Here is a 26130-nt window from a genome sequence, read left to right as displayed (position 1 = left end):
GGCTAATCAAGCCCACTGTTACAGAAACAGGAACTCAATGGCGGCGCTTGCGGTCTAGCGCGCATGCACCCAAAGGCGCCAAAAGCACTCGACACCTTTGGTCCAAATTGTTTCAAAGCGTGTGGTTTCCGTGTGTTCGTACTCGATCGTATCCGTGGGGTAAACGTGGGGTGGAACTTTAGGCGAGGCTTACGCACCCACAAGCACAGAGCCAATCGCCTTTGTCATCCACTTCGTGGCAACTTCAGAGAACTCGGTCCGAGTGAAACGCCGAGTGCCCAGCGTCGGCAAGTGCTTCCTACGTCCAAGCCATAATGGTCTGACCAGTTTCAGCGCCATAGACGCTGCGCACAAAGGCCGCCGCTGCTACGGCGCCGGGGACGGGCGGAAAACCTGGGAAGACTGATGCATATGCGTCGGCTGACTCTTCCAGCACTGTGGCGCTGACAGTGTTCAGCCGCAATTTCGGTAGTTCGGCGGATGCGCTCTTGACGAAGGCGTCTAGTCCGATGTTGACGATGGCACTGGGTGACCCTCCGTGGAAGACGTGATGGCCCACGATGCCACTCGTGAGCGTTATCGACCCGCCGGTAGTAACGTGGCTGCGAGCCGCCAGGGCAAGGCGAAGCTGGCACAACAATTTGCCCTCGAGCGTCGACTTGTACGTATCAAGGTCAGCCTCCGAAGCGGATGCCCATTTGGCACCGCCAATGATGCTGACCACTGCATCCACGATGCCGACTTTTTCGAAGAGAGATCGGACGCTCAGGTCGTCGTGGCAATCAACGGGGTACGCCGAAGATGAACGTGAGGCACTTAGAATTTCAAGGGTTCCCTCGCTGTACTTGGCATGGTGCGCCTGCAGTGCGTTCACGACGTTCTTCCCTAAGGTGCCTGTGGCACCGATGACGAGTATTCGCATGATTATGTCCTCCATTGTCAGCTGTCAAGATGATTGAATTGCTCCCTTGGTCTTATGGACGCAAGGGGTCGAAATCCCTAATTTCGGGTGGGATCGTTCCGGTCATAATCTGATCCGCCAGAAGTTTTCCCGTTGCCGGTCCGAGTACGATTCCCCACATGCCGTGTCCCCCAGCCGCATAGATTCTGGGCGAGGCCAGGCGCCCGACGACTGGTAGTCCGTCGGGTGTAACGGGCCGCGAGCCTACCCACTCATTTCGTCGTGACGACCAGTCGATGCCTTGCAGGAGAGGACGGACGGCCCGCACCACAGAGTCGAGTCGGGAAGTGTTTATAGGCTCATCCGGGCGAAGAAACTCCATCGTGCCGGCAATTCGGAGAGCACCTTGATAGGGGGTGCAAACGACTCGTTGTTCCGGGAAGTAGAGCGGCCCTGCCGGCAGGCGGTCACCGTCGACGGTGAATGAATAGCCGCGGCCGGCCTGAACTCCAATTTTCAGGCCCCACTTTTTTGCGAGGCCGTGTAGCCAAGATCCGGTGGCGACGATAACGACATCGGCTTGAATGGTTCGTCCGTCGTCGGTGGTCACTTCTGCCGACGCCAAGCCGACATCAATCGCGGAAGCGCAGATGCCTTCAAGGATTTGACCCCCGCGCGACTCAAAGTCTCTGGCAACGTCGCCTACAAATTCCCCAGGGTCCAGGTAGCTCTGCCCGGTCATTTCCACGCCTTGAACCACAGTGCTCGAGAGTATTGCCGGGCGGCGCTCGGTATTGATCCGGCTCACGCCGATGTTTTGGCCCATCTCCTGCAGGTGTTCAAGTTCGGCCAGAAATGCCTCCGCCGCTTTGGCGTTGGTGAAGCCGGCAACATAGGGGGCGGCCAAGACTGGTGAGGCGATGCCGTTGGCCTGCATGAACGCAAAGGATTCGTCGACCATCCTGGTGATGGGCCCCAGCGAAGCCATGGTCTTTTGCCACCGCTTCGCGTTCATATTCGCCGCAAAGCGCACCAAAAACTTCCAAAGCTGTGGATCGAACCTGAGCGGGACGTGCAGGGGCGCATTCGGATCCGTGATGCTTTGAAGGGCATACTTCCAGGCGCCTGGTTCAGCCAGCGGCATGACCAGACCCGGTGTCACCCATCCTGCGTTTCCCCAACTTGCTCCCGCGGCCGGCCCCTCTTTGTCGATGACGGTGACCGATACCCCACGCTTCTGAAGATGCCAGGCAGTGGAAAGCCCGATTATTCCTGCACCCACGACCAGGGCGGTGCGTGGAGTTTCCAGCTGGCTGGTCATCAATTCAGCATCTCCTAGAGGTGCCGGCTCAGCAGGCGTTCCGCGCCGACGGACAGCCACGTTGCGGGGATCGAAATGGCGGCATAAAGTAGTCCGGCGACGATGAAGACGGGCAAATATTGGAACGTGGACGAGCCGATGGAGTAGGCCTGGCTCATAAGTTCCGGTACCGCCACCGAATACGCAAGCGACGTGGCTTGGAAGAGGAGGACCGCAAATCCCATCAGTGATGGAAGTGCGATGCGCAGCCCCTGCGGGATGACAACGAATCGAAGGCAGTCTCGGTAACTCATGCCAAGTGCGTGGGAGCCTTCGATTTCGCCCGAAGGTACGGACTGCATTCCGCCCCGGATTAGTTCGGCGCTGTAGGCAGCTGTCGTCCACGTTAGTGCCAGGCATGCCGACGCCATGGAGCTCAGCGTGATGTTGGCATTTGGCAAGCCGTAGTACATGAGTTGAAGGAGGACCAGTGCTGGCGCACCACGGCCAACCTCGACGAAGAACACTGAAATATAGCGGAATGCCTTGTTTTTCGCCGTGACACCGAACGAGAAGAGAAGGCCAATCGGCAGACCAAGGGCCAGGCTGAGGATCGTTAGCGTGAGGCTGACTTTAAGCCCGCCAAGCAGTGTTGGACCGTATTCGATCGCGACATCTACGAGATTGTTCATCGGGCGACCGCCTTCCGCATCTTGATGTCAAGATGCCTCGAGAGCAGCCCCAGCGGAACGCTCAAAAGTATGTAAATACCCGCCGCGACGAAAAACACCAAGATCCCGGATCCTGATTGCCGTGCATATTGACTGGACATGAACACGATCTCGGAAACGCCGATCGTGGAGGCAATCGATGAGTCTTTGAGCAGCCCAATGGCAAACGTTGTGTACGCAGGGATTGCTGCCCGTGCGGTTTGCGGACCGACGATTCTGGTCCAGACCGTGGCCCGGTGAAAGCCGAGGGCAGAGCTGGCTTCCCATTGCCCTTTGGGGACCGCAGAAATGGCGCCCCGGAAGATTTCCGCCAGGTAGGCGGCGGCAACCACCCCCAACCCCAGGACTCCAGCCTGCAATGCCGAGAGCCTCACAGCCCCGATGGAAATGCCGTAGTAAAGGATGAAGAGCCACACCACAGGCGGGATGCCGCGGAGCAGGTCAACGAGTCCGCGGGACATCAGCCAAATGAGCCGATTCCTGCTTCTCAGTCCGGCTACGATCGGCAACGCCACGACCGTGCCAATCATCAGGGCCAAGATTGTCACCAGAACAGTGAGCGGCAAGCCAATGGCAATGGCCTTGAGCATTTCCATGGCTCAGCGCTCCAGCACAGCGCGGAGGAAGCGGCGGGTACGTTCATGCTGGGGATCCTTCAGGATCTGTCCGGGATGGCCCTTTTCGATGATTCCTCCATCAGCCATCACAACGAGTTCGTCTGCTACGTTTTCTGCGAACGCCATCTCATGAGTCACCACGACCATCGTCATGCCAGTGGAGGCAAGCTCCTTCATAACTTCCAGAACTTCGACCCCCACTTCTGGATCCAACGCAGAGGTTGGTTCGTCAAACAGCATGACTCGGGGGCCAAGGGCCAGTGCCCGCGCAATGGCAATGCGCTGTTGCTGCCCGCCGGAGCAGCGCGAGGGGTATTGGTCGGCCTTATCTGCCAACCCCATGCGCTTGAGCAACTCCATGGACTTCTCATTGGCCTGCTCACGGCTGCATCCAAGGACCCGCTCCTGGGGGAGACTGACATTGCGAAGAACCGTCATGTGGGGGAAGAGATTGAAGTGTTGGAAAACCATGCCCGCGCTGCGTCTCAGAGCCGCCAGGCTCTTCGGACTGGTCTTTTTGCCAGCATTAATGCAGTGCCCGTCAATGACAATTTCACCGCTGTCTGGTTGCTCCAGCAGGTTCATACAGCGCAAAACAGTGCTCTTGCCGGCGCCGCTTGGCCCGATCATGGCCGTCACGGATCCCTCGGCCACGGACAGTGATACATCGCGAAGCACTACGTTTGAACCGTAGGCCTTGGCAAGATTCTTTACCTGAACAACCGGCTGTGTGGTCTGGGGATTGAGTTCAATCATCAGTTGTTCCATTTCTAGTAGTCCTTCCGTGTCGATCACTGCGGCAGACTGGCCCAAGCCATGCCCACTGGGTAAATCGGATTCGCAACAATCCAGTGCTAGGCAACTTTTGAAGAGAATGCTTCATAGACGGCCGTTGCCACCGCCAGGTCTTCCCACGGCATGCCTGTGGTCTTGAAGACGGCCGGCCTGTTGATGGGAACTTCCGTGCGCCCCATGACCAAATCAGCCAGGGTGACCAGCTGGGCCTCGTCCGCTATGGCGCCGGACTCCAGTGCCTGAATGACGTCACCAGCCTCCCGGGTTGCCGAGTCACGCGACTCAACACAGACTGTGGCCCTTGACAAAAGGGCGTCATCAATCTCGCGGTGGTCACCGTCATGTGATCCTATGGCCACCACGACGGCGGTTGGTTTCACCATGGTGCCGTCAAAGAGTGGCGTTGACGACGCTGTGGCGCAGACGACGAGATCGGCATGCTTCACGGCATCGGGGCCCGCCGCCGTGGCGTGCACTCCGATCCCTTGGGCGTCCCTCGCCAGGTCATTCGCCGTATCCGAATTGCGGCCAACGATTTCCACGCTGGTCAGGTCAAAAAGTTCAGCAAATGCGACGATGTGAGCCCAGGCCTGGACGCCGGTGCCGAAAACAACAAGTCGCTTGGCTCCTGGGGACGTCAGCAAAGTCGCCCCCATCGCCGAAACCGAAGACGTTCGCAAGTTGGTCAATGCAACTCCATCAAATACCGCCAGCGGTCGCTGGTCGCCTCCACCGAAGAGCGCGTAGAGTCCCTGGATTACAGGTGACGCCGTTGCCGAATTGCCCGGTGTGATCGTTAGGAGTTTTGTCCCGACGAATTTGCCGCTGGCGGCAGGCATCTGCATGAAGGTGCCGCCCTCAGTCTCAAGACGGGTCCTGGGTGCGCCGGATTCGGGATCGAATCCGGAAGCAAGAACCGATTTCATGGACCCGACGGCCGCGCGCACTGTCAGTGAACCGGCAATCACGGCGTCATCGAGGTAGACGGGGCCCGACCGTTGTCGCTCAAGGAAGCTGAGGCTTGAATCCATGGAATTCTCTCCTATTGGTTACTTTGCCGAAGGGCGCTGCGCGGAGCCGGATCTATTTCACCAGGCGGGGTGCACCCGTATCGGCTGCGGACTGCGGCAGACCATAGGTCTTCACGATCTCCGCAATCTTGCCGCTGGACTTCATGGCGGCGATGGACAAGTCGACGGCCTTGGTCATGTCAGTGTTGTTTTTACCGATGGGGAATCCGATTTGGGCAGGTTCTTTGGAAGCAATGACCCGAGCGTCGGGCGCGGCACCTTCGACCTTGTATTTGGAGTCAGTCTTGTACATTTCGACGGCGGATCCGAAGCCGTCGAGACCGGCTTGTATGCGCCCGGCCTTGAGGTCAGCCTGCATTTCGACGGCGCTGGGGTAGATGGTCAAATTCGATCCCATCACCTTCTTCATGTCCTGCACCCAGAGGTATCCGTCAACGGTGCCTACCTTGAGGCTCTCGAGGTCCTTAATGTTTTTGACGCCGGATTCGGAAATGATCCCCATCTGGTCCGTGTAGATGGGGTCGGACAAGTTGACGATGTCCGCCCTGATCGCGGTTCGGTAGTAGCAGCCAATCGCCACATCTGCACGCCCGCTCTGGACGGCCGGGATGGTTCCCGCATAGGCCGTCGACTCGACCTTGATGTCGAGACAGTTCTTGGTCGCGAATTCCTTGATGACGTCGGCGTCAACGCCGGTAAGCTTGCCATCCTTGTTGGAAGAAAACGGGGGAAATTCCGGGGCAGCGACGGTCAGAAACCCGGCACTTATTGTCTTGAATGTTGATTCCGGCTGGCACCCCTTCGCAACGCTACTTGTTGCCGCACCGCCGCACGCGGACAGTGAGAGTGCCAGCAGCGCAATGGATGTGCCGCCTACCAGGAGCTTTCGAGCATTCATGGTGATCCCCTTTGATCAGTGCTGATATTTTGTCGATGCCGGACGATTCGGGACACATCCAACGATTACTATGGTGATGTATGACACACAATCGATTGTCGATAACCAATCTCTATTGATTCCCCGCGGATGTCAAGTAGCGAACCCGCGAGGACAAAATCGACATCGGCCAGCGGCTGGCGAAATCCACCCGATTGTCACCCACGTTTGACTTAGGGTTAGCCATAACGACCACTGACAGAGGAACAAAATGACAGAACAGCGAAACCCGGTTGTGGGAATATCCGGCTTGGCAGAGAGCCGGCCGACCCTCAAGGACGAAGCCGTCTCCATTGTTCGACGCGCCCTCATGTCAGGAGACATGCAACCCGGCAAGATCTACTCGGCCAATGCCTTGGCAAGCCAGCTGGGCGTATCCAACAGCCCCGTCAGGGAAGCCATGATGGCGCTAAGCGAGAAAGGGTTGCTCGAAGTCGTGCGCAACAGGGGTTTCCGCGTTGTGGAATTGAGTCCGGACGATCAGCGGGAGGTTTACGATCTTCGCATGCTGATTGAAGTTACAGCTGTCGGCCGGGTCGCGGATCAAGGCGTCTCCACTGAGGATGGCCAACGACTGGCGACCATGGTGGACACCACCCTCGCAGCCGCCAGACCTGACAATATGATCGACTATCTGGAGAGGGACCAGGAATTCCATTTGTCCATGGTTCAACTCCTGGGCAACACTCGAATGACTAAAATCATTGAAAACCTCAGGGACCAAAGTCGCGTGAGCGGCTCTTACCATCTTGCCGAGCGCGGGCTGCTCGTCGCCAGTGCAGCCGAACACGGACCCATCCTGGCCGCCCTTCTCAGCGGCAATCGAAACCTCGTCGAGTCTCTCATGACAGAGCACCTCAGCTACTCGCTGCCCTAACCGGCAAGCTTTAGCCGGACCCCCATCCCACTTAGAGAGTCGAACTTCCCAGCCAATCCGCCACGGTGAAGGCTGACTTTGGCATGCCCTGCAGTGTCGGATAAGCGCGCAAAGACGATGCCCCACATACGTCCGTCCGACCGCCACGGAGGCCGAGACACCAAGTGGAGGCCGCCAGCTGCGACAATATCCCGCATCTCCACAACCCGAAACCAGCTGCTCTGAAATTGATGACGGAAAAACTTGACGAAGGTCACACTCTGACCCATTATAGTTATATATAACCCGTTACCGATAGTTGATACCCACAAAGTGGTGGGTGCAACTTCCGCATCTGAGACAGGACGATCAATGTCAAATGTGGTCTCGCTGCAGCTTCCCCCCGGAACCAAACAACCTTCGAACGCAGATGTCGTCATCATCGGCGGAGGCATTATGGGGACCAGCATCGCGTTTCATCTTGCCGAAGCCGGCGTTCGCAACATCGTTCTTGTTGACCGGTCCGAGCTCGGCACAGGGTCATCCGCCAAGCCGCTTGGCGGTGTGAGGGCGACATTTTCGGACCCCGCAAACATTGTCCTGGGCCAGCGCAGCCTGGGCGCATTTGACACTTTCCAGCAGCGTTTCTCCACCGACATTGGATTACGCAAGGTCGGATACCTCTTCCTGTGCCGCAGTGAGTCAGAAATGCTTGACTGCGAGCGAAGCACCGTCATCCAAAACAGTTTGGGCGGGGACAGCCGCATGGTTTCACCCGCCGAGGCAGTCGGGATCAACCCCTTCTTGAACCAGGACGCCCTCATGGGCGCTTCCTACTCGCCCCAGGACGGATTTGCCGAGCCCGGCAAGGTCGTCCGGGCCTACGCCGATGCGGCGGCTGCCCTAGGCGTGCGCATTCTTGAACACACGGAAGTCATGGATGTCGGCACGACCGGCGGACGCATAAGTTCCGTAACCACCAATCGCGGCACCATCAAGGCGGACGCCGTCATTTGTTGCGCCGGCGCCTGGTCCAAGCGAATTGGCGGAATGGTTGACGTCAGTCTTCCGGTTGTACCGGTGCGGCGCCAGATTGGCCTTACCCGCCAAATGAGCACACCAATGCCCACCGTACCGTTCACGTTGGATCTGTCCACCACGATGTACTTCCACAACTACGGCAACGGCATGCTCCTCGGCATCTCCAACTCCAACCAGGAGCCCGGGTTCGACCGGGACTTCACACACGAATGGCTGCCTGAGTTCACGGCGGCAGCCCGGGTGTGTGCGCCCGCATTGGCCGACCCGGACCTGGAAGGCGGCTGGGCCGGCCTCTATGAGAACACCCCCGACCACAACGCGCTCATCGGCACGTCCCGTTCCGTCGAGGGGTTCTATTACGCCACCGGATTCTCCGGACACGGCTTCCTCCAGGGACCCGCCGTCGGTGAACTCATTCGAGACCTCTATCTGGGCCGGGAATCCTTCATGGACCACACCTCGTTCTCCGCGGACCGATTCGAAACGGCCGAGCATCGCATTCAAGAAGTCCACATCATTTGATACGGACCCGTAGCACCCGGCAATCTCACATCATCAACGCATTTATCGAAAGGAACCATGCAATGACCGCCCTTGAAACGTGGGAACTTCGAGCCGAATTCGCAAGGCGGCTCTCCGTCATGTACGGACAGGAAGTACCCGCCTACAACACGCTCGTCGATGTTTCCACGGAAGTGAATGAAGCCTACGTCGCCAAACAGGGTGCCGAGGCTGAACGGCTGGGCAGCATTTCACGCGTCACTGCTGAGCGTCACGGTGCCATTCGTGTTGGATCGCCGAAAGAAATGGCCCAGGTTGCCCGCATCTTTGCCGCTTTTGGCATGTACCCGGTGGGCTTTTATGACCTTCGAGACGCATCCTCCAGTTCGGTGCCAGTGGTTTCGACCGCGTTCCGTCCCATCGACAGCAATGAGCTGGCAAGGAATCCCTTCCGCGTCTTCACGTCCATGCTCGCAGCGGAAGATCCGAGGTTCTTTGACTGCGATCTACGTGCCGAGCTGGCCAAATTCATCGGAGCCCGCCAACTGTTTGGTGAGGACCTGCTGAACCTGGCCGACAAGGCCGCGGCCGATGCCGGGCTTGACCAGGACGACGCCGAGCGTCTCCTCGATCTTGCCACGGCGGCCTTTGAACTCTCGGGAGACCCCGTGGACTACGAGTGGTACAACAAGCTGGAGGCCATCTCAGCCGTCGCCTCCGACATCGGCGGTGTTTCGACAACTCACATCAACCACCTCACACCACGTGTCCTGGACATCGATGATCTCTACGAACGCATGCAGGCCCGCGGAATTACCATGATCGACGAGATCCAGGGTCCCCCGCGCTGGGACGGACCTGATGTCCTGCTTCGCCAGACGTCCTTTAGAGCCCTGGGAGAAAACCGGGTGTTCCGCTACGCAGATGGGTCCACCAATGAAGGTGAACTACGGGTTCGCTTTGGCGAAGTCGAGGCGCGGGGGATCGCCCTGACCGTGAGCGGGCGCGACCTCTACGACCGCATGGTTGCCGAATCTGACGCCAGGCTCGCAGAAGCTCCGCTCGGAACGACGCGCGTTGAGGCAGCGGCGGGGGTGTGGGCCGAAAATCTTCCCCGCACGGAGAAGGAACTGGCCCTGCAGGGCCTGGCGTACTTCACCTACGGGCTCGACGAAGGGCAGCTTGGTCAAACGCCTTTGGCCGGCCCGGTCACTTTGGCCGACCTTGTCGAAGCCGGCATTGCTGTGCCGGAACCGATTGTTTACGAGGACTTCCTCCCCCGCTCTGCCGCCGGAATCTTCCAGTCGAATCTGACCGAGGAAGGCTCAAAGGACGAGGCGCAGGCCGGCACCAACTACGACATCCACCGAATGTCGACCATTGTCGGAACGAAGGTCCACGACCCCAATGACCTTTACCAGCGCCAACAAGAGGACTCGATTGCATCCCTCGCGCAACGCCTAAATGTCTCCATCACCAATTAGCCACCCCTCATCCACAAACCATCAAGACCAACCAACCACAGGAGATCACGATGACTGAAACTCTGACCCAGACGTCCGAAATTGCAACGATGGTTCGATCCTCGCTCGAAGCCTGCGGCGTCAATATTGATGCCCTTGGCGGCGCCCACGAAGCATCGTCGCCTCTCACCGGTGAAGTATTGATGACCCTGCCGGTCAACTCGGCCGAGGACATCCACACCATGATCGGTCAGGCACACGAGGCGTTCAAGACCTGGCGCGATGTGCCGGCACCGGTCCGCGGCAATTTGGTCAAACGCTGGGGTGAGCTGCTGACCGAGCACAAGGAAGACCTGGCGAGGATTGTGACAGCCGAGGCTGGCAAAATCCAGTCCGAGGCCCTTGGCGAAGTACAGGAAATGATCGACATCTGCGACTTTGCCGTCGGCCTGTCCCGCCAGCTCTATGGCAAGACCATGCCGTCGGAGCGTCCCGGCCACCGCCTGATGGAGACCTGGCACCCGCTGGGCGTTGTCGGCGTTATCTCGGCCTTTAATTTCCCGGTGGCCGTCTACTCCTGGAATACGGCGTTGGCCCTTGTCTGCGGCGACACCATCGTGTGGAAGCCGTCCGGGATGACGATGCTCAGCGCACTTGCTGCTGATGCCCTGCTGGGCCGTGCTGCGAAAGACGTTGGCGCGCCAGAGAACCTGCACAAGCTCGTCCTGGCCGACCATACCGGCGGGCAACTGATCGTCGATGACCCCCGTGTTGCACTGCTCTCGGCAACCGGGTCCGTTCGGATGGGCCAGGAAATCGCCCCCCGCGTGGCACAACGTTTCGGCCGTGCGCTCCTGGAACTGGGCGGCAACAACGCGGCCATCGTGACTCCGTCGGCCGATCTGGATTTGGCCCTGCGCGGGATCGTTTTTTCCGCTGTCGGAACCGCCGGTCAGCGCTGCACCTCCATGCGCCGACTGATTGTCCACGAGTCGATTGCCGAGGACCTGACGGCCAAACTGGTCAGCGCCTACGCGACGCTTCGCATCGGCACGCCGCTGGATGACGAGAACCTGATCGGACCGCTGATCAACAAGGCCAGCTTCGAGGGAATGCAGAACGCCATCAAATCTGCCCAGGACCAAGGCGGCACCGTCTTGTGCGGTGGTGGCCGTGTAAACGCCGACGGCGAGCCCGGCGCCTACTACGTCGAGCCGGCAATCGTGCGCATGCCCTCACAGAGCGACGTCGTCAAGGACGAAACGTTCGCACCGCTGCTCTACGTCATGACATACACCGATTTCGATGACGCCGTTGCCCTGCAAAATGACGTTCCCCAGGGCCTGTCATCGGCCGTGTTCACCAACGACCATGCCGAGGCCGAACGCTTCATGTCCGCAAGTGGCTCGGACTGTGGCATTGCCAACGTCAACATCGGCACGTCCGGGGCCGAAATCGGCGGAGCCTTTGGCGGTGAAAAGGAAACCGGCGGTGGCCGCGAGTCCGGAGCCGACTCCTGGAAGACCTACATGCGCCAGGCAACCAACACCGTCAACTTCTCCGGTCAGCTGCCATTGGCCCAGGGCGTGAAATTCCTCTAGGCCATGCACGGAGTCGGTGCCGGCATATCCTGCCGGCACCGACTCCAACCACCCTCGTTACACCTACCCAAAAACTTTGCAGTAACACATAAGGAGTACCCAACGATGGCCAGTCTGTTCGACATGATGGATGAATGGGGCCCGGAAAAAATCGTCTCGGTCAGCGATTCCAAAACGGGGATGAAGGGCGTTCTTGTCATCGACAACACCGCCCGCGGCATGGGCAAGGGCGGCACCCGCATGCAGCCGGGCGTCACTGTCGAGGAAATTTCCCGGCTGGCTCGGGTCATGACGTGGAAGTGGGCCGGCGTCGACCTTTTCTTCGGAGGCGCCAAAGCCGGCATCCGTGCCGATCCCCATTCACCACACAAAGAAGCAATCCTCCGTTCCTTTGTGCGCGCCCTGAGCAACGAGGTCCCTTCCGAATATGTCTTTGGTCTTGACATGGGGCTGACTGAAAACGATGCAGCCATCATCATTGACGAACTCGGTGACCGCGGCGCCGCGGTGGGCACACCCTATGACTTAGGAGGCGTGCCCTACGACCAGCTCGGCATCACCGGCTACGGGGTCGCCGAAGCAGCCGATGTGGCAGCAGCAACCATCGGGCTCCAAGGCCAGCGCGTCGCCATTCAAGGCTTCGGTGCAGTAGGCCATGCCACCGCCGCCCGGCTTCACGCGCTCGACTACAGTGTTGTGTCCATTTCCACGGCGGAGGGTGCCCTGCACGACCCGGCAGGCCTGGACATTCCGAAGCTTTTGGCCATGCGTTCCCGGCTAGGCGACGGGTTCGTGAAGGAGTTCCCGGAACTGGCCATCCCAATCGGCTCGGAGTTGTTCGTGGATGCCGAAATCGCGATTCCTGCCGCGCTGCAAGACGTCATCAACGAGACAAACGTTGGCGCGATCTCCGCCAAGCTTGTCGTGGAAGGTGCCAACCTTCCCACCAATGGTGCCGCACAGCAGGCTCTGCGCGCCGCATCAGTCACAGTGGTACCGGACTTCGTTGCCAACGCCGGCGGCGTCGTCAGTGCAGCATTTGCGATGGAGGCCAGGTATTCCCCTTTCCGTCCCGAAACGGAGCAAATCTTTACAACCGTTTCCACGAAGCTCCGAGCCAACACGGTCACCGTTCTGGCCGAGGCTGACAGACTGAACTCGACCACACATGAGGCAGCCCGGTCGTTGGCACAGAGCCGCGTGCGCCGGGCCATGGAGCTCCGCGGCAAGCCCCTGCAGTACTAGTAACCGCCACATACCACTGCAGGGAAAAGGAAAGCACCGCGCATGAATATCGATCAGGTTGTCCACGAATTGTCCGCAGCCGTTGCAGGCATTGTGGACAGCAGCACGCGACGGCGCGCAGAGTATTCAACGGATGCCTCGAACTACCGTGTGCTGCCCCAGGTGGTGGTCATGCCCAAAGACGAGGACGACGTCGTCACGGCCGTCAGGATTGCCCGTAAACACGGGCTGGCCGTCACCGGCCGCGGCGGCGGCACGTCCTGCGCCGGCAACGCGGTGGGCCCCGGGCTGGTGTTGGACTTCAGCAGGTTCATGAACCGGATCATCAGCATTGATCCGGACAGCAAGACTGCAGTCATCCAGCCTGGCGTTATTCTCAGTGACTTGCAGAAGGCCGCAGCAGTCCACGGGCTGCGATTCGGACCCGATCCTTCAACGTCCACCCGGTGCACCATCGGCGGCATGATCGGCAACAACGCATGTGGCGCCCATGGACTCTCATATGGGAGGACAGCTGACAATGTGCGCAACCTGCGCTGGCTGACGGGCTCCGGCCAGGTTGTCGGGTTGGGGTCCGGGAAGGACGCCACGGCGCAGATCCCCGGACTTGATGAATTTATCCTCTCGAATCTGGAAGTCCTCCGGCTGGAATTCGGAAGGTTCGGCCGGCAAATCTCAGGGTACAGCCTTGAACACCTCCTCCCTGAAAATGGACGGAATGTGGCCGCCGCCCTGACCGGCACGGAAGGAACATGCGGCATCATCCTCGAGGCCGAGGTTCGGCTGGTGAGACAGGCACCCGCCCCCGCCCTCGCCGTGCTCGGCTACCCGGACATGCCCACAGCAGCGGACGCAGTTCCCCAGTTGCTCCCGCACCACCCACTTGCACTTGAAGGCCTCGACGCCCAACTGGTGAACGTCATCCGCACAGCCAAGGGTGAGCACTCCGTCCCGCACATGCCTGCCGGCAACGGCTGGCTGATGGTCGAAGTGGGCGGAGCAACCTCCGAAGAAGCGATGGCTGCGGCAGAAAAGATGGTCCTGGACGCGGGAGCACTTGACTCGCTGATCCTGCCGGCCGGACCCGAGGCAAAACGATTGTGGCAAATTCGCGCCGACGGTGCAGGGTTGGCCGGACGGACCGCGGCAGGGAAACAGGCGTGGCCCGGTTGGGAAGATTCAGCCGTCCCGCCGGAGCATTTGGGAGCCTATCTGCGCGACCTTGAACTTCTCATGGCCCGCGAGGACGTTTCAGGATTGGCCTACGGCCACTTTGGCGACGGCTGCGTTCACGTGCGGATTGATTTCCCGCTGGACGGGGACGCCGTCGTGATGCGTCGCTTCCTGACCGCGGCCGCGGACCTCGTTGCCAAATACGGTGGATCGCTGTCGGGGGAACATGGCGACGGCCGAGCCCGGGGTGAACTGCTAAAGACCATGTACTCGGCCAAGGCATTGGCGGCCATGGCAGGTTTCAAGGCACTCTTTGACCTGCAGGACATCTTTAATCCAGGTGTCGTCATCAACCCGGAACCCTTCGACGCAAACCTGCGCCGTCCGCAGGCCAATAACCTGCTGGCTTCCGATGGCTTTGCCTTTGCCCACGACAGCGGCAACATCACCAATGCGCTGCACCGTTGCGTTGGCGTCGGGAAGTGTCGGGCCGACCTGCGCCGGGAAGGTGGATTCATGTGTCCGTCGTACCTGGCGACCAGGGATGAAAAGGACTCGACCAGGGGTCGTGCACGCGTGCTCCAGGAGATGCTCAACGGCGGCAGCGTGGACATGTCATGGAATTCCCCCGAGGTCCACGATGCCCTTGACCTGTGCCTCAGCTGCAAGGCCTGCGCCAATGACTGCCCCACCGGCATCGACATGGCCATGTACAAATCCGAATCACTGCACCAAACCTACAAGGGACGCCTGCGTCCCATCAGCCATTACACCCTCGGCCGGTTACCCACATGGCTGGGCCTGATCGGACCATTCGGACCATTGCTCAACAAGGTTGCCTCGATTAAGATCCTTCGCCGGACGATGCTCCGCCTGGCGGGAGCGGATCCCCGCCGAAGCCTGCCCACTTTCCCCAAGGCACCTTTTCATACGCTAAAGGAAGCCTCCGGCCCGTCGAAGGTCCACTCTCACGGCTCGGCTTCCGCAATGACTAACCCCACATCTGGCGACGCACCAGCAGAACCACCCCGCGTCCTGCTATGGGTGGATTCTTTCTCTGACGCCCTTAGTCCCGACGTTCCGAAGGCCGCTCTCAAGGTCCTCCAGGCCGCGGGATGCGACATCGAGATCGCCGGTCCCGGCGCCTGTTGTGGATTGACACTCATCTCTACCGGGCAATTAACAGCCGCCAAAGCGTCCCTGCGAAAAACCCTTGACGTCCTGTACCCCCACGTCACGAACGGCAGAACAATCATCGGCCTTGAACCGTCCTGCACGGCCGTATTGCGCTCGGACTTGTTGGAACTGTTGCCGGACGATGAACGCTCCCGGCAAGTTTCCAAGGCAACGAAGACAGTGTCGGAGTTCCTGACCTCCATCAACTGGCAACCGCCGGCAAGTGATGAACGAATAGTTGCACAGCCGCACTGCCACCAACACGCCGTCATGGGGTACGACAAGGATCGGGTCCTCTTGGAATCCATGGGCTGCGATGTAGATGTCTCCAACGGCTGTTGCGGGCTCGCGGGAAACTTCGGCATGGAAAAGGGTCACTACGAGGTATCCGTTGCGATAGCCGAACAAGGAATCCTTACCAAAATGTCGAACGATCCCGATCGATCCGTCTTGGCCGATGGATTCTCTTGCCGGACGCAGGTGGCCGACCTTGCCGGTCGTAGCTCCCGCCACATCGTGCAGGTCATCGCCGAAGCCCTCGAAAAAGCTGGCAAAGAATAAGAAGTCCCCATAGGATTCGAAGCGACGACCCCCACTGTCGACTCAGTGGCCAATTTCGACCTGTCAAAAGCCGTTCCTGACCATCGCTTCCGCGGCAGGTGCATGACAATACATGGTACTGAAGAGTCGGCACTTGTCGCCTAATCTAATGAGTTTCTAATGAGTCGGTTGCATCCCACCTTGTTATGTCGCAGGACATCGGTGACAGTTCTACCTCAACACCTCGGTGACACTTCGGCGGGTTTTGGTGGTGACACTTCCCAGGGTTTTCCGGTATTTTGACCATCCTTTCGGGCTGGCCAAGAATAGCGCGTGAATAAGAATGAGCCTGTCAAGGCCCGTATCCGTCTCGCGACCCCGCAGACACCGGTCGCCAAAAGCTATGGGTCTATTCCAACGGCGTCTTCAAGTTCGGGAAGACATTGTGGCTCTGTAACCAATCGGATGGCCGGAGGAACCGTCGTTGCCGTCTGGGGCCGTAACGGCGTCGTGTTCGCCGGCACCGCAGGCAAGGTCATTGCCTAGTACTCCTGGCCACCGGCAGGCCCAAATACGTCGGGATGAGCCAGGCCCTACGCGCTTCCACAAATAAGGTCACGCAGGCAAAGTGTCACCGAAGTCCTGAGGCAAATCTGTCACCGATCTCCTGAGAGATCACAGGTTGCATCCCACCAGGCTTCCCAGTCATCCGCCCTCCCCTGAGGAACATCAGCCCTCTCAGCCTGCCGATGGAAGCCGGCCATCGTCGGTTGTCAGTAAGCTTTGTCATTCACAGCGGCAAACGTTAAGGGCCGTCAAGCACGACACTGTCGAGCTGCCTAGGCACGATGACGTCAAACTGATGTGAAGCGATCGTCGCTGGCTTGTCGCATCCGCGACGGTTCGTCAGCCAGAGTTGTCCCCCGGTGCCGCAGAACCCATAAGTTTTGCGACACGGACGTTATGAGACCGTTGACGGTGACTGGCCGAGGGCCAAGGAGTAATCGCTTTGAACCCGACAGAACAAATTTCAGCAGTCGGGTGCACCGACGATACGTGCCCGCAGGGGGAACCCTGACCGGACGCCTCCGCGATGGGGGCCTGTACGGCTTAGGCGATGAGCCAAGCTGGCAGAGTGCGTTTTCGTGGATCCGGCCTGTAAGCGGCCACGCAAAACTACCCATAGGCGGCCACCAAAGTGCCCCTTAGGCCACGAAACTACCCATTGGATGGCTGCGGATTGGATGATGCCTCACCAGTTTGTTCCTTCAGGCGGGCTGCCATTTTGTGAAGTTACCCGTAAGATTCTTTGGATCCGGAAGGGCCGTGTCTTGTCGGTCGGTCGGTCGGTCGGTCGATGGACTGTCGAAACTCAATCGTTGGCTTGGGGTTGCGTATCGCTGACGTTCCACTGGGGGTGTCCCTTCTGCGCCGAATAAGGACGGTTTCGCCACCAACCACGTCCACATCTCGGCATGGACGCAGACCAACTGATGAGGGTGAAGGCCAATAGGCGCCCGGTACCTCGTGGGGGCGGGGTATCCGCGAATCAGAGTCCAGTGCTTGGATGGGTTATATGTCATCTGCCCGGCGAGAACTCTCTGGGGGTCAGGAGTTCTCGCCGGGCGGATGGTGTTTGTGGTGCGGGATTTCTGGTCTGTCAGTCCTTGCGGACCTTACTGGGGTCGACGTTCCGGGCGGCGAAGATGAGCAGTCCGGAGGCCAGTATGGGGATGACACCCCACCAGAGGCCGACGTTGATCCAGCTGCCGCCGGCGGCGAGGGTGGCGGTGATCAAAAGTCCGCCGATGATCGCCCCGACTTGGCCTGAGGCGTTGATGATGGAGCTGCCGGTGGCGCGGGTGTGGACGGGGAAGCTCTCGCCGGTGAAGAACAGCAGGGCGGAGAAGGGACCGATGAGGAAGAACAGCCCGGCGCTGTATAAGCCGATGATGAGCGGGAAGTTCCCGTTCGGTGCCTGGAGCATACTGAAGAAGGAGACGGCACACAGGATCCAGCCGATCCCGATCGCATTGCGTCGCCCGATCCGGTCGCCCAACCAGCCGTGGAACAGGTAGCCGGCGAAGGCCGTTGCGTTGGAGATAATAAGGATCAGCAGCGCGTTGTTGAATGGGACGTTCTTGCCGTCCGGTGCCGAAAGCAGCGACGTGCCGAGGATTGAGAATGCAAGGACGCCTAGCCAGTTCAGGAGGAAGGCCCCGCCGATCGTCAGGGTGGACCTCAATGATTCCCCGCGGAAGACCGAGATGAGTGGGCTGGCCTTCTCCGAGACGTCGATCCCGTATTTGTTTCCGAGTTGCCGCGCCTCTTCCACCCGGCCGTCCTTCATCATCTTGTCAATTTGGTGGCGGTGGCCGAACTGGGGGCTCTCCTTGAGCCAACGTCCGGCGATGACGATGAAGACGGCGGGTACGGCGGCCACGGCGAAGCAGAGCGCCCACCCGCCGATGGGGAACAGCAGGTAGACGGAGCCGGCAGCCAGCACGGAGCCGACCGGCCAGCCGGATTGGACGAGCGAGTAGATCAGGCCGCGGCGGCGGGCCCTGGCGGGATCGCTGTGACTGTGGGCGAACATCTCGCTGAGGTAGGCCGCGTTGATGGCCTGCTCGGCGTAGCCGAGGCCGGCCAGTGAACGCACGAGGACCAGAAAGACAAGTCCCAGGCCGGCAGCGATGCCCACAACCCAGCCGACAGTGGCGGTCAGCAGTGAGGCGACGGCGGCACCGGCGACGGCGATCAGGATGCCCTTGCGGCGCCCGATCCGGTCGACGATCGGGCCGATCGCGAAGGCCACGAGTGCAGTGCCGGCGGTCACCCAGGTATTGATCCCTGTGGACTGGGCAGTGCTCATGCCGAGGTCTGCGGCCAGCTTCGGCAGGAGGTTGCCGAACAGGACGAAGTCATAGACGGCGAAGGTCCAGGCGAAGAAGCAAATCCAGGTGGCCAGCCGGACGTCTTTGGGCATGACATCAGACTCGACAAATTGAAAGGTTGGGGCAGTGGACATAACGGTTCCTAATTCACGGGGATGGTTGGGCGATGTGATGAGGATGCGATGAGTACAAAACGAAGGGGCGGCCTGGAGGCCAGCATTGCTAGCTGGCCCCCAGCCCGCCCCTCACTGCTGCTCCAGGCTCAGGTTGCGGAGCTGAGTTCGGAGACCAAAACCTCGCGGCGTTCGGCGGTGGCCTTCAGGTCGACCGTGAGCTGGCCGTTGACCTCCCTGAGGACCACGCCGTAGTCTCGGGTGGCCGCCTCGGCGGTCGTGAAGCCGTCCAGCACGTCCTCGAGGACCTTCAGCGGGTCCCGCTTGTGCGGGTCACCGAAGCCGCCACCGCTGGGCACGGTGATCTGGAGGGAGTCGCCGGCCAGCAGCTGACGACCAGTGACCTTGGACGGCCAGTGCTCCTCGCCCGCCCGGCCGACGTTCTTCACGAGCGAGCCGTTGAGGCCCTCATGGCCGCCGAAGGCGCCCCACGGTACATCCGACTCGTGGCGTTCACCCTCGCAGGTGATCGCGGTGTCGGTCAGGAACGTGTTCTCCCGGACGATGCCGATGCCGCCGCGGAACTCGCCGGCCGCCGCCGGCTCGGAACGCAGTTCATAACGGTCGGTGCGCATCGGGAACCGCCACTCGAGCTCCTCGATCGGGTTGTTGCGGGTGTTGGCGATGAGGTTGTCCACGGAGTCCGGCCCGTCGCTGGTGGCGCGGGCGCCGTAGGAGCCCTCGTTGACCTCGAGGTAGACCCAGTACTCGCCCTGCTTCTGGTCCCATCCGGAGTAAGAGATGAAGTGGATGTGGGCGGAGTTGCCGGCGGTGACGCGCTCGGGGATAACGGGGGCGAGGGCGCGCAGGGCCAGGTCGACGGCACGCTGTACCTGGGAGAACCGAGAGAAGGTCGCTGCCGGGTACGTAGGGTTGAAAATGGTGCCCTCCGGGGCGATCACCTTCAAGGGCTTGAGCATGCCCTCGTTCTGCGGCACAAACACCGGGAAGGCGACCTCGTCCAGGAATATCATGCGGGTGATAAAGGTGAATGCCGAGACCGTCGTGCCCTCAAAGGCACAATTGTAGGCGGTGGGCACCTGTTCGGAGGACCCGGTGAGGTCGTAGGTGATCTCGTCGCCCTTTACGATCACCTTCACCGCGATGGGCAGCTTCTTGCCGTAGTTGCGGCCGTCGTCGTCCAGGTAGCCCAGTTCGGGCCCGTACTCGCCGTCCGGGATCTTGGCGATCTCCTGGCGCAGCATCCGCTCGGAGTAGTCGATCCAGCTTTGGCCGGCGTCGCGGACCGCGCCGAAGCCGTAGCGCTCGATGAGTGCGATGTAGCGGGACTTGGCCAGCTCGCAGGCGGCGATCATAGCCTGGAAGTCGCCCTCGTTGGAGGTGGGTGTCCGGGTGTTGTTGAGGATGTGGCGGATCAGTGATTCCTGGCGGACGCCCTTCTCGGAGATCTTCACGGCCCGGAAGATGGTGCCTTCGGACTGGATGTCCTGGATGTCCACCATCAGTCCGGAGTATGCGCCACCGTTGTCGATCAGCTGGCCCGAGGCGCCGGCGAAGCCGACGAGTTCCCCGTCGTGGAAGATCGGTTCGATGATCGCCACGTCGGGAGAGTGCGTTGCGCCCAGATACGGATCGTTGTGCAGGATGATGTCACCCTCGTGGATGTCGTCGCCGAGGACCGAGATCACGCCCTTGACGATCTTGGGCATGGAGCCCATGAACATTGGCGTGGAGTCGGACTCGGCCAGCACGTTGCCGTCCTTGTCGAACAATCCTGCGCCGAGGTCCTCGGACTCGCGGATGATCGAGGAGTAGGCCATGCGGAACAGCACCGAGGCCATTTCCTTGGCCGCGGAGTTCAGGGCGCCGCCGATCACGCGCATCAGGATCGGGGTGGCCAGTTTCTCAGCGCTCTGGGTGACGGCCGGGCAGTCGATGACGAGGTTGCCGGCCGAATCCACCGCTCCGGAGAATCCCGGAGGAATAACTGTCGTGGAGTCGTACTGCTCGATGATGGCCGGGCCGGTGAAGGTGATTCCCACGCCCATCCTGTCGCGGTCATAGAAGCTGGTTTCAAGGGTGACCGGCTTGCCATCCTGTTCGAAGGTCACCGGTCGGGTTTCCACCAAGGCGTCCTGGAGGGGACCGGATTTCGTCGCTTCCGGCGTGGGCAGGTCATCCATGACAGCGCTGGCGTCCACACGGATGTTGATGACTTCCACGGTGCCGTTCTTGAAGCGGTGCCCGTACTCCTCGAAGTGGGCGTCGTGGAAGGCTGCCTCGGCCTTTTCCAGCCAGGCCTGGTTTACTGGCCCCTCGGGGGCAGTGAAGCGGATCTCGTATCCTTGGCCCTCGTAGCGGGCGTCGGCGAGCCATTCAAGCTTGCGGCGTTCGGCTGGCACGTCCTCGGCATCGAGCTGGGCGTTGGCGTCGCGCTCCAGCTGCTCGTAGGAGGCTTGGATGGCGGCAGGGTCCGCGCTGGCGAACGTGAACCGGTTGGTGGCGACGAACTCGTACTTCTCGTCAGTGGCCAGCAGACCGGTCGCGGCCATGATGCCGGGGTGGGCCGGGATCAGGACCTTCGGAACCTCCAGTTCCGCGGCGATCTCGCAGGCGAACAGTGCGCCGGCGCCGCCGGCGGCGACGAGGGTGAAGTCGCGCGGGTCGTAGCCGCGACGTACGGAGTTCTGCTCGATCGCCTGGGTCATGCCGAACTTCTGGATCTGCAGGGCGCCGAGTGCGGCCTGGTCCACCGACATGTTCAGCTTTTCTGCGAGACCTCCCATCGCCTTTCGGGCACCCTCGAGATCCAGATCCATACCTGAGCCTGCCAGGACGCGGTCAGGGCGCATGCGGCCCAGCAGCATCTGGGCGTCGGTCGACGTCGGCTCCGTACCGCCGCGGCCGTAGCAGACCGGGCCCGGGACGGCGCCGGCCGACTGGGGACCGACGCGGAAGACCCCGCCGGCGTCGACGTAGGCGATGGAGCCGCCACCGGCACCGATGGTGTCGATGTCCACCATGGGGACCATGGCCTGGTGGTCGCCGATTTTGGTGTCCAGCAGGTGACGCATGCGCAGTTCACCCTGGTAAGCCACACCGATGTCCGCAGACGTACCGCCGATGTCCAAGGTGACAACGTTCTCGAAGCCGGACTGACGACCGGCCCACATGCCGCCGATCAGGCCACCGACCGGTCCGGACATCATCAGTGTGACGGGCCGTTTGGCGGCCTCCTTGATCGGGACCATGCCGCCGGAGGACTGCATCAGCAGGATCTCCCGCTTGTAACCCAGGCCTTCGGCCTGCTCCTGCAAGCGGTGGAGGTAACGCGAGACCCGGGGCCCAACATAGGCATTCAGCGCGGTGGTGGAGAACCGCTCATACTCCCGGTACAGGGGCACAATATCGCTGGAGAGGGACAGGTAAGCCTCGGGGAATTCCTCGTTGACGATCTCCCCGATCCGCTGCTCGTGGGCGGGGTTCAGGTAGGAATGCAGCAGACATACGGCGATGGCCTCGACGCCGGCCGCCTTCAGCTCGCGAACGCGCTCACGGACCTCGTCCTCGTCCAGGGGAACCAGGACGTCGCCGTTCGGTGCCGTGATGCGCTCCTTGACGGTGAGCCGGTGGCGGCGCTTGATCAGGGGCTTGGTCTGCCAGGGCAGGTCCTGCTGGAGGGAGAAGTTGTGCGGCTTCTTGTGACGGGCGATGTGCAGGATGTCGCGGAAACCCTCGGTGGTGATCATCCCGACCTCCGCACCGGTGTGCGTCAGCGCGGTATTCGTGGCGACCGTGGTCCCGTGCACCAGCTGGTCGACCTCAGCGAGCGAGACCCCGGCCTTCTCACAGAGCTTCTTGATGCCGTGGATAACCCCTTCGGACGGGTCGTGCGGGGTGGAGGGAACCTTTTCCACAACGGCGATGCGATGGTCGTCGTCCGAAAAATACAAGTCGGTGAAGGTGCCGCCGACGTCTACTCCGATGCGCTTCATAATGGGGTCCTTTCGGAAGTTGGGTTCAGGACTGTGTTGAAGGGAAGGACGGGGCCGCTCGGCCGGTCAGCTCTGACCGGGGATTGGAACTCGAGTCCGCTGGGCCGGGGGTCCGGTCCCGCAATCCGATGTGTCTTGGCTCACACGGTTGCTTACTAAGCAATCTAGTTCCCATGGGAGCAACATGCAATACCTGACGGGTCTTTTTTTGAAGTGCCCCTTCTGCATCCAGACCGAATGCGGCGGGTACGCAAGGGCGCAGCCCCGATCTGTTGTCGGACATTTCATTGGTTAAGACAAGGACCCTCGCCGCTCAACCCCCTGCAGGCGCTGTTGGGGAGTTCCTGGCCTTCGAAAGACCTCCTCCAGGGCACCCGCGGCCCACGCATGGGCGGGGAGGAAATTCTGCTAAATCGCCAAGAGGGGGTTGCACATTGCGCAAACACCAATGACTGTGATGGCATTGCAACAATCTAGTGGACGGGGAATCCCCGGTCCCCGTTGCTTGATCCATCCCATAGACGTTGCCCCTATTGGTAGAAAGGAGACACGATCATGTCGGAGAAGAACCACGAACAGCTTGAGGCCGAACTCGAGAGCCTGCTGGAGAAGGTCTTCGCGGCCGACACGAAGGAGTACCACAAGCGCGGATTCAAGCGTCGCGTCGGCTGTCCCCGTGGCGTGATCGGATCCTCACACCACGGCGCGGTTCTGGATCTCTTGGGCCGCTCCGTGGCGTGCCCGCAGCGGGTGGCGGTCCAGCCTCCGGCCAGAGGTCGAATGGGCACACCGTACGATGATTGTTACGGGCGACTGCGCTAGCGCCTGGAGAGGGAGAACTGATGCTGGACCCACAAACCACCACCGACAAACCGCAAGGGGCGGCAGCATCGCTGCTCAACGGTCTAACGGTCCTCGAAGCCTTCTCCGTCGCCAAGCGATCCCTTCTGGGCGTCACGGAGATCTCCGAGCTCGTCGGCCTGCACAAGAGCACCGTCTCCCGGATGCTCACCGGTCTGGACGAAGCCGGATACGTCCAGCGCGACGACGACACCGGACGATACCGACTCGGACTCGGGATGATCGGCCTGGCCGGACCATTGCTCGCCGAACTCGGCGTCCGCCGTGCCGCCCTACCCCACCTCGAAGAACTCACCGAAGCCACCGCTGAGACGGCCGCTATCGCCGTCTGGAACGGCACCAACGCGATCGTCGTGGAACAGGTAGCCAGCCCACACCAGGTCAAGCACAGCGCCGCGATCGGCACCCGGTACAACAAGTTCGCAAGCTCCTCAGTCCGCGTGTTCCTAGCCGAACTGCCACCCGAGGAGACCGACCGCCTTCTGGCCGGCCGGATTGTGCTGCAAGAAGGCTACCGAGGACTCGAGGACCCTGCCCACCGACAGCTGGCCGGCGTACGGGACCACGGCTTCGCCGTCAATGATGGCGAGACCACTTACGAGGAATACGGTGTCTCCGCACCCGTTCGGGACTATCGGGGCGCAGTCGTCGGCTGCATCACAGCCAGCGCGCCCCGCTCCCGAGTGCAGCACCAACAGAGTCAGTCCATCCTGCGCGACGCCGTGCTACAGGCCGCCGAACGCGTCTCGGTACGGCTGGGCAGCCGGCCGGGGGAAGCAACGCCAGTGCACTGACTGCCACTATGGCTCCCCCAGGGAAGCAACACCCACCATTACCTCCAGCAGCCAAGGCGAGGCGAAGGCCGCGACAGAAGCCCGGGCAGCATCCGGCTGGTCTGTGAGCCGCTTTCCTCGGCGGTCCGCCAGCGCAGGACCGACACCAGCCCGATCGTCATGGCCAATGCCTCACCGGGACCGAAGACGCGGAGGTGCTAGCTCCGGCAGGCCGCCCTTCTCCGGAACTGCGCAGTTCCTGGAACCTGATAGTTCCAGCAGTGCTCGGCTGGCAAAAAGGTCGACTATTCGCCTGCAAAGCGTTGGGTAAACCGGCCGGGCAGCGAAGTTCCGTACGCTTTACCCTGTCGGATTGGCCGCCGAGCCGGGGACTGTCAGGGTTGATTCCTTCCCATGACTCAGGTCGCGGCCGACCAGCCCAAGCGAATGGATATTTCCGACGCAGCTTGTTGTACGGCTTGAACCAGAGTCTCCCTTGAGGCCTGCTTGAGCACGCGGGAACGCGGGGCGGATGCAGTAATGCACCCAACCACCTTGCCTCGGTAATCCCGGACCGGAGCGGAGACCCCAAACTCCTCCTCGGCAGTCGAACCGTCATTGATGGCGTATGCCAGACGTTCGATTTCCTGCAGGTGGGCCGTGTGGTCCAACGGCAACCCGTCTCCGGCCGTGCGTAGTATCCGCCCGGATTCGATCAGTCCGGTCGCCAGGGCCGGCGCGAGCTCCGCCAGGAAGACCCGCACCGAGGAACTCTCGAATTTGTTGTACCGGGTTCCGATGGTGGCCGTGTGTTTGACCTGATACGGGCTGGCAACCTGCTCCACGACTATGGCCTCATGACCATTCCAGACCGAGATTGCGCTGGTCTCTTGTGTGCTTTCGGTCAACTGCTCCAAATACGGAACTGCAGCACGGCGGACATCCAGGTCTGCCAGTAAAGGGCCGGACAGCGCAATGAGGCCCAGTCCGAGCCGATAGCGGCCCGTCTCCTCATCCCTCTGGACATATCCAGCTTCCGCCAGACCGCCAAGAATGCGTGACACAGTGCTCTTGTGGAGGCCCACCAGCTGAGCAACCTCAGTCACACCAAGAACCGGCTTTTGAACAGAAAAGGCTTCCAATACCGCAAGACCGTTGAGCAGCGAGGCCGCAGCTCCCTGGACCTGCCCATTGTCCTGCCTCGGCCTGCCCGCCATCTGCATCCTTTCGCGCTGCCTAACCAATCCCGCCACTCTTTGGTCATCATATGCCGCAGTCCGGGCGAAGACACGGAAGATGCTGCGCAATGGCAGCACTGCCCTGCCATCTCCTCGGCGCAACCTTCCCTGGCGGAGTCCATCCGCATTCGGCCCCCTGCCACGGCGGCGTGCGCAGTCAACTCTGGAAGACGACATGTTCGCTCTTGCCTGAGGCCGAATATCTCAGAATGACGCCAAATAGCGCTGCGATTCAGAGTAGATGTCATTTTCTCTAATGGATATTGGCTGGCCCGGGGCTGGCTGGCAGACTGGTGCTACTCCGGCCAGGTGTGACTCGCTCATTTT

At 60.9% G+C, this 26130-nt stretch carries 18 protein-coding genes; 8 read left to right on the top strand and 10 right to left on the bottom strand.

Going from position 1 to position 26130, the window contains the following annotated elements; translation table 11 throughout:
* Positions 1-298: 298 nt before the first annotated feature.
* The 7 genes from CVV68_RS03655 to CVV68_RS03625 all read right to left on the bottom strand — a co-directional run bounded on the left by CVV68_RS03655 (position 299) and on the right by CVV68_RS03625 (position 6273).
* A complete protein-coding gene (locus CVV68_RS03655) occupies positions 299-922 on the bottom strand; it encodes a short chain dehydrogenase (RefSeq protein WP_170133073.1) in 624 nt (207 codons plus the stop codon).
* A gap of 52 nt (positions 923-974) precedes the next feature.
* Positions 975-2222: an NAD(P)/FAD-dependent oxidoreductase gene (locus CVV68_RS03650; protein WP_110499665.1), complete on the bottom strand. Its 1248-nt coding sequence runs from the start codon at positions 2220-2222 to the stop codon at positions 975-977.
* A gap of 14 nt (positions 2223-2236) precedes the next feature.
* On the bottom strand, positions 2237-2893 hold the full coding sequence (locus CVV68_RS03645; RefSeq protein ID WP_110499664.1) for an amino acid ABC transporter permease: 657 nt from the start codon (positions 2891-2893) through the stop codon (positions 2237-2239).
* Complete coding sequence (locus tag CVV68_RS03640; RefSeq protein WP_110499663.1) at positions 2890-3528, bottom strand: amino acid ABC transporter permease; 639 nt, start codon at positions 3526-3528, stop codon at positions 2890-2892. The genes CVV68_RS03645 and CVV68_RS03640 overlap by 4 nt, the downstream gene beginning before the upstream one ends.
* A gap of 3 nt (positions 3529-3531) precedes the next feature.
* Complete coding sequence (locus tag CVV68_RS03635; RefSeq protein WP_110499850.1) at positions 3532-4305, bottom strand: amino acid ABC transporter ATP-binding protein; 774 nt, start codon at positions 4303-4305, stop codon at positions 3532-3534.
* A gap of 98 nt (positions 4306-4403) precedes the next feature.
* Positions 4404-5375 (bottom strand): ornithine cyclodeaminase family protein, encoded by a 972-nt coding sequence (locus CVV68_RS03630; RefSeq protein ID WP_110499662.1) that lies wholly within the window; start codon positions 5373-5375, stop codon positions 4404-4406.
* 52 nt (positions 5376-5427) lie between these two features.
* On the bottom strand, positions 5428-6273 hold the full coding sequence (locus CVV68_RS03625; RefSeq protein WP_110499661.1) for a substrate-binding periplasmic protein: 846 nt from the start codon (positions 6271-6273) through the stop codon (positions 5428-5430).
* Positions 6274-6523: 250 nt separating this feature from the next.
* On the opposite strand from CVV68_RS03625, the gene CVV68_RS03620 reads away from it, so the two are divergent.
* The 6 genes from CVV68_RS03620 to CVV68_RS03595 all read left to right on the top strand — a co-directional run bounded on the left by CVV68_RS03620 (position 6524) and on the right by CVV68_RS03595 (position 15929).
* Entirely contained in the window at positions 6524-7189 is a 666-nt protein-coding gene (locus CVV68_RS03620) for a GntR family transcriptional regulator (protein ID WP_110499660.1), read from the top strand.
* Between the two features lie 351 nt (positions 7190-7540).
* Positions 7541-8731: an NAD(P)/FAD-dependent oxidoreductase gene (locus CVV68_RS03615; protein WP_110499659.1), complete on the top strand. Its 1191-nt coding sequence runs from the start codon at positions 7541-7543 to the stop codon at positions 8729-8731.
* Positions 8732-8793: 62 nt separating this feature from the next.
* Entirely contained in the window at positions 8794-10194 is a 1401-nt protein-coding gene (gene hglS / locus CVV68_RS03610) for a 2-oxoadipate dioxygenase/decarboxylase (protein ID WP_110499658.1), read from the top strand.
* 50 nt (positions 10195-10244) lie between these two features.
* Positions 10245-11774, top strand: coding sequence for an L-piperidine-6-carboxylate dehydrogenase (gene amaB / locus CVV68_RS03605; RefSeq protein WP_110499657.1), 1530 nt, complete (start codon positions 10245-10247; stop codon positions 11772-11774).
* A gap of 105 nt (positions 11775-11879) precedes the next feature.
* Positions 11880-13019, top strand: coding sequence for a Glu/Leu/Phe/Val family dehydrogenase (locus CVV68_RS03600; RefSeq protein ID WP_245933315.1), 1140 nt, complete (start codon positions 11880-11882; stop codon positions 13017-13019).
* Positions 13020-13061: 42 nt separating this feature from the next.
* Entirely contained in the window at positions 13062-15929 is a 2868-nt protein-coding gene (locus tag CVV68_RS03595; protein WP_110499656.1) for an FAD-binding and (Fe-S)-binding domain-containing protein, read from the top strand.
* Positions 15930-17568: 1639 nt separating this feature from the next.
* On the opposite strand, the gene CVV68_RS03590 is transcribed toward CVV68_RS03595, so the two are convergent.
* Together CVV68_RS03590 and CVV68_RS03585 are read right to left on the bottom strand one after the other, a co-directional pair.
* Complete coding sequence (locus CVV68_RS03590) at positions 17569-18936, bottom strand: MFS transporter (protein WP_110499655.1); 1368 nt, start codon at positions 18934-18936, stop codon at positions 17569-17571.
* Between the two features lie 128 nt (positions 18937-19064).
* Positions 19065-22931: a hydantoinase B/oxoprolinase family protein gene (locus CVV68_RS03585; RefSeq protein WP_110499654.1), complete on the bottom strand. Its 3867-nt coding sequence runs from the start codon at positions 22929-22931 to the stop codon at positions 19065-19067.
* Between the two features lie 555 nt (positions 22932-23486).
* Between CVV68_RS03585 and CVV68_RS03580 the strand changes: the two genes are divergently transcribed.
* Positions 23487-23753 carry a hypothetical protein gene (locus CVV68_RS03580; RefSeq protein ID WP_110499653.1) on the top strand — a complete coding sequence of 89 codons (267 nt, stop codon included), beginning with the start codon at positions 23487-23489 and terminating at the stop codon, positions 23751-23753.
* A gap of 20 nt (positions 23754-23773) precedes the next feature.
* Positions 23774-24586, top strand: a complete 813-nt coding sequence (locus CVV68_RS03575) for an IclR family transcriptional regulator (RefSeq protein ID WP_110499652.1) — start codon at positions 23774-23776, stop codon at positions 24584-24586.
* 398 nt (positions 24587-24984) lie between these two features.
* Here the strand turns inward: CVV68_RS03575 and CVV68_RS03570 are convergent, their stop codons facing one another.
* Positions 24985-25788: an IclR family transcriptional regulator gene (locus CVV68_RS03570; RefSeq protein WP_110499848.1), complete on the bottom strand. Its 804-nt coding sequence runs from the start codon at positions 25786-25788 to the stop codon at positions 24985-24987.
* Between the last annotated feature and the right edge of the window lie 342 nt (positions 25789-26130).

This window comes from Arthrobacter livingstonensis (assembly GCF_003219815.1).
In the GTDB taxonomy this organism is placed as follows: domain Bacteria; phylum Actinomycetota; class Actinomycetes; order Actinomycetales; family Micrococcaceae; genus Specibacter; species Specibacter livingstonensis.
The sequence above is the reverse complement of the archived record's forward strand: the minus strand, read 5'-3'. Positions and strand labels throughout refer to the sequence as shown.

Bases quoted from the DNA above. Each gene is read 5' to 3' on its own strand.
- CVV68_RS03655 (WP_170133073.1), bottom strand. From the start codon at position 922: ATGCGAATACTCGTCATCGGTGCCACAGGCACCTTAGGGAAGAACGTC.
- CVV68_RS03580 (WP_110499653.1), top strand. From the start codon at position 23,487: ATGTCGGAGAAGAACCACGAACAGCTTGAGGCCGAACTCGAGAGCCTG.
- CVV68_RS03575 (WP_110499652.1), top strand. From the start codon at position 23,774: ATGCTGGACCCACAAACCACCACCGACAAACCGCAAGGGGCGGCAGCA.
- CVV68_RS03595 (WP_110499656.1), top strand. From the start codon at position 13,062: ATGAATATCGATCAGGTTGTCCACGAATTGTCCGCAGCCGTTGCAGGC.
- CVV68_RS03615 (WP_110499659.1), top strand. From the start codon at position 7,541: ATGTCAAATGTGGTCTCGCTGCAGCTTCCCCCCGGAACCAAACAACCT.
- CVV68_RS03585 (WP_110499654.1), bottom strand. From the start codon at position 22,931: ATGAAGCGCATCGGAGTAGACGTCGGCGGCACCTTCACCGACTTGTAT.
- CVV68_RS03590 (WP_110499655.1), bottom strand. From the start codon at position 18,936: ATGTCCACTGCCCCAACCTTTCAATTTGTCGAGTCTGATGTCATGCCC.
- CVV68_RS03600 (WP_245933315.1), top strand. From the start codon at position 11,880: ATGGCCAGTCTGTTCGACATGATGGATGAATGGGGCCCGGAAAAAATC.
- CVV68_RS03630 (WP_110499662.1), bottom strand. From the start codon at position 5,375: ATGGATTCAAGCCTCAGCTTCCTTGAGCGACAACGGTCGGGCCCCGTC.
- CVV68_RS03620 (WP_110499660.1), top strand. From the start codon at position 6,524: ATGACAGAACAGCGAAACCCGGTTGTGGGAATATCCGGCTTGGCAGAG.
- hglS (WP_110499658.1), top strand. From the start codon at position 8,794: ATGACCGCCCTTGAAACGTGGGAACTTCGAGCCGAATTCGCAAGGCGG.
- CVV68_RS03640 (WP_110499663.1), bottom strand. From the start codon at position 3,528: ATGGAAATGCTCAAGGCCATTGCCATTGGCTTGCCGCTCACTGTTCTG.
- amaB (WP_110499657.1), top strand. From the start codon at position 10,245: ATGACTGAAACTCTGACCCAGACGTCCGAAATTGCAACGATGGTTCGA.
- CVV68_RS03645 (WP_110499664.1), bottom strand. From the start codon at position 2,893: ATGAACAATCTCGTAGATGTCGCGATCGAATACGGTCCAACACTGCTT.
- CVV68_RS03650 (WP_110499665.1), bottom strand. From the start codon at position 2,222: ATGACCAGCCAGCTGGAAACTCCACGCACCGCCCTGGTCGTGGGTGCA.
- CVV68_RS03625 (WP_110499661.1), bottom strand. From the start codon at position 6,273: ATGAATGCTCGAAAGCTCCTGGTAGGCGGCACATCCATTGCGCTGCTG.
- CVV68_RS03635 (WP_110499850.1), bottom strand. From the start codon at position 4,305: ATGATTGAACTCAATCCCCAGACCACACAGCCGGTTGTTCAGGTAAAG.
- CVV68_RS03570 (WP_110499848.1), bottom strand. From the start codon at position 25,788: ATGCAGATGGCGGGCAGGCCGAGGCAGGACAATGGGCAGGTCCAGGGA.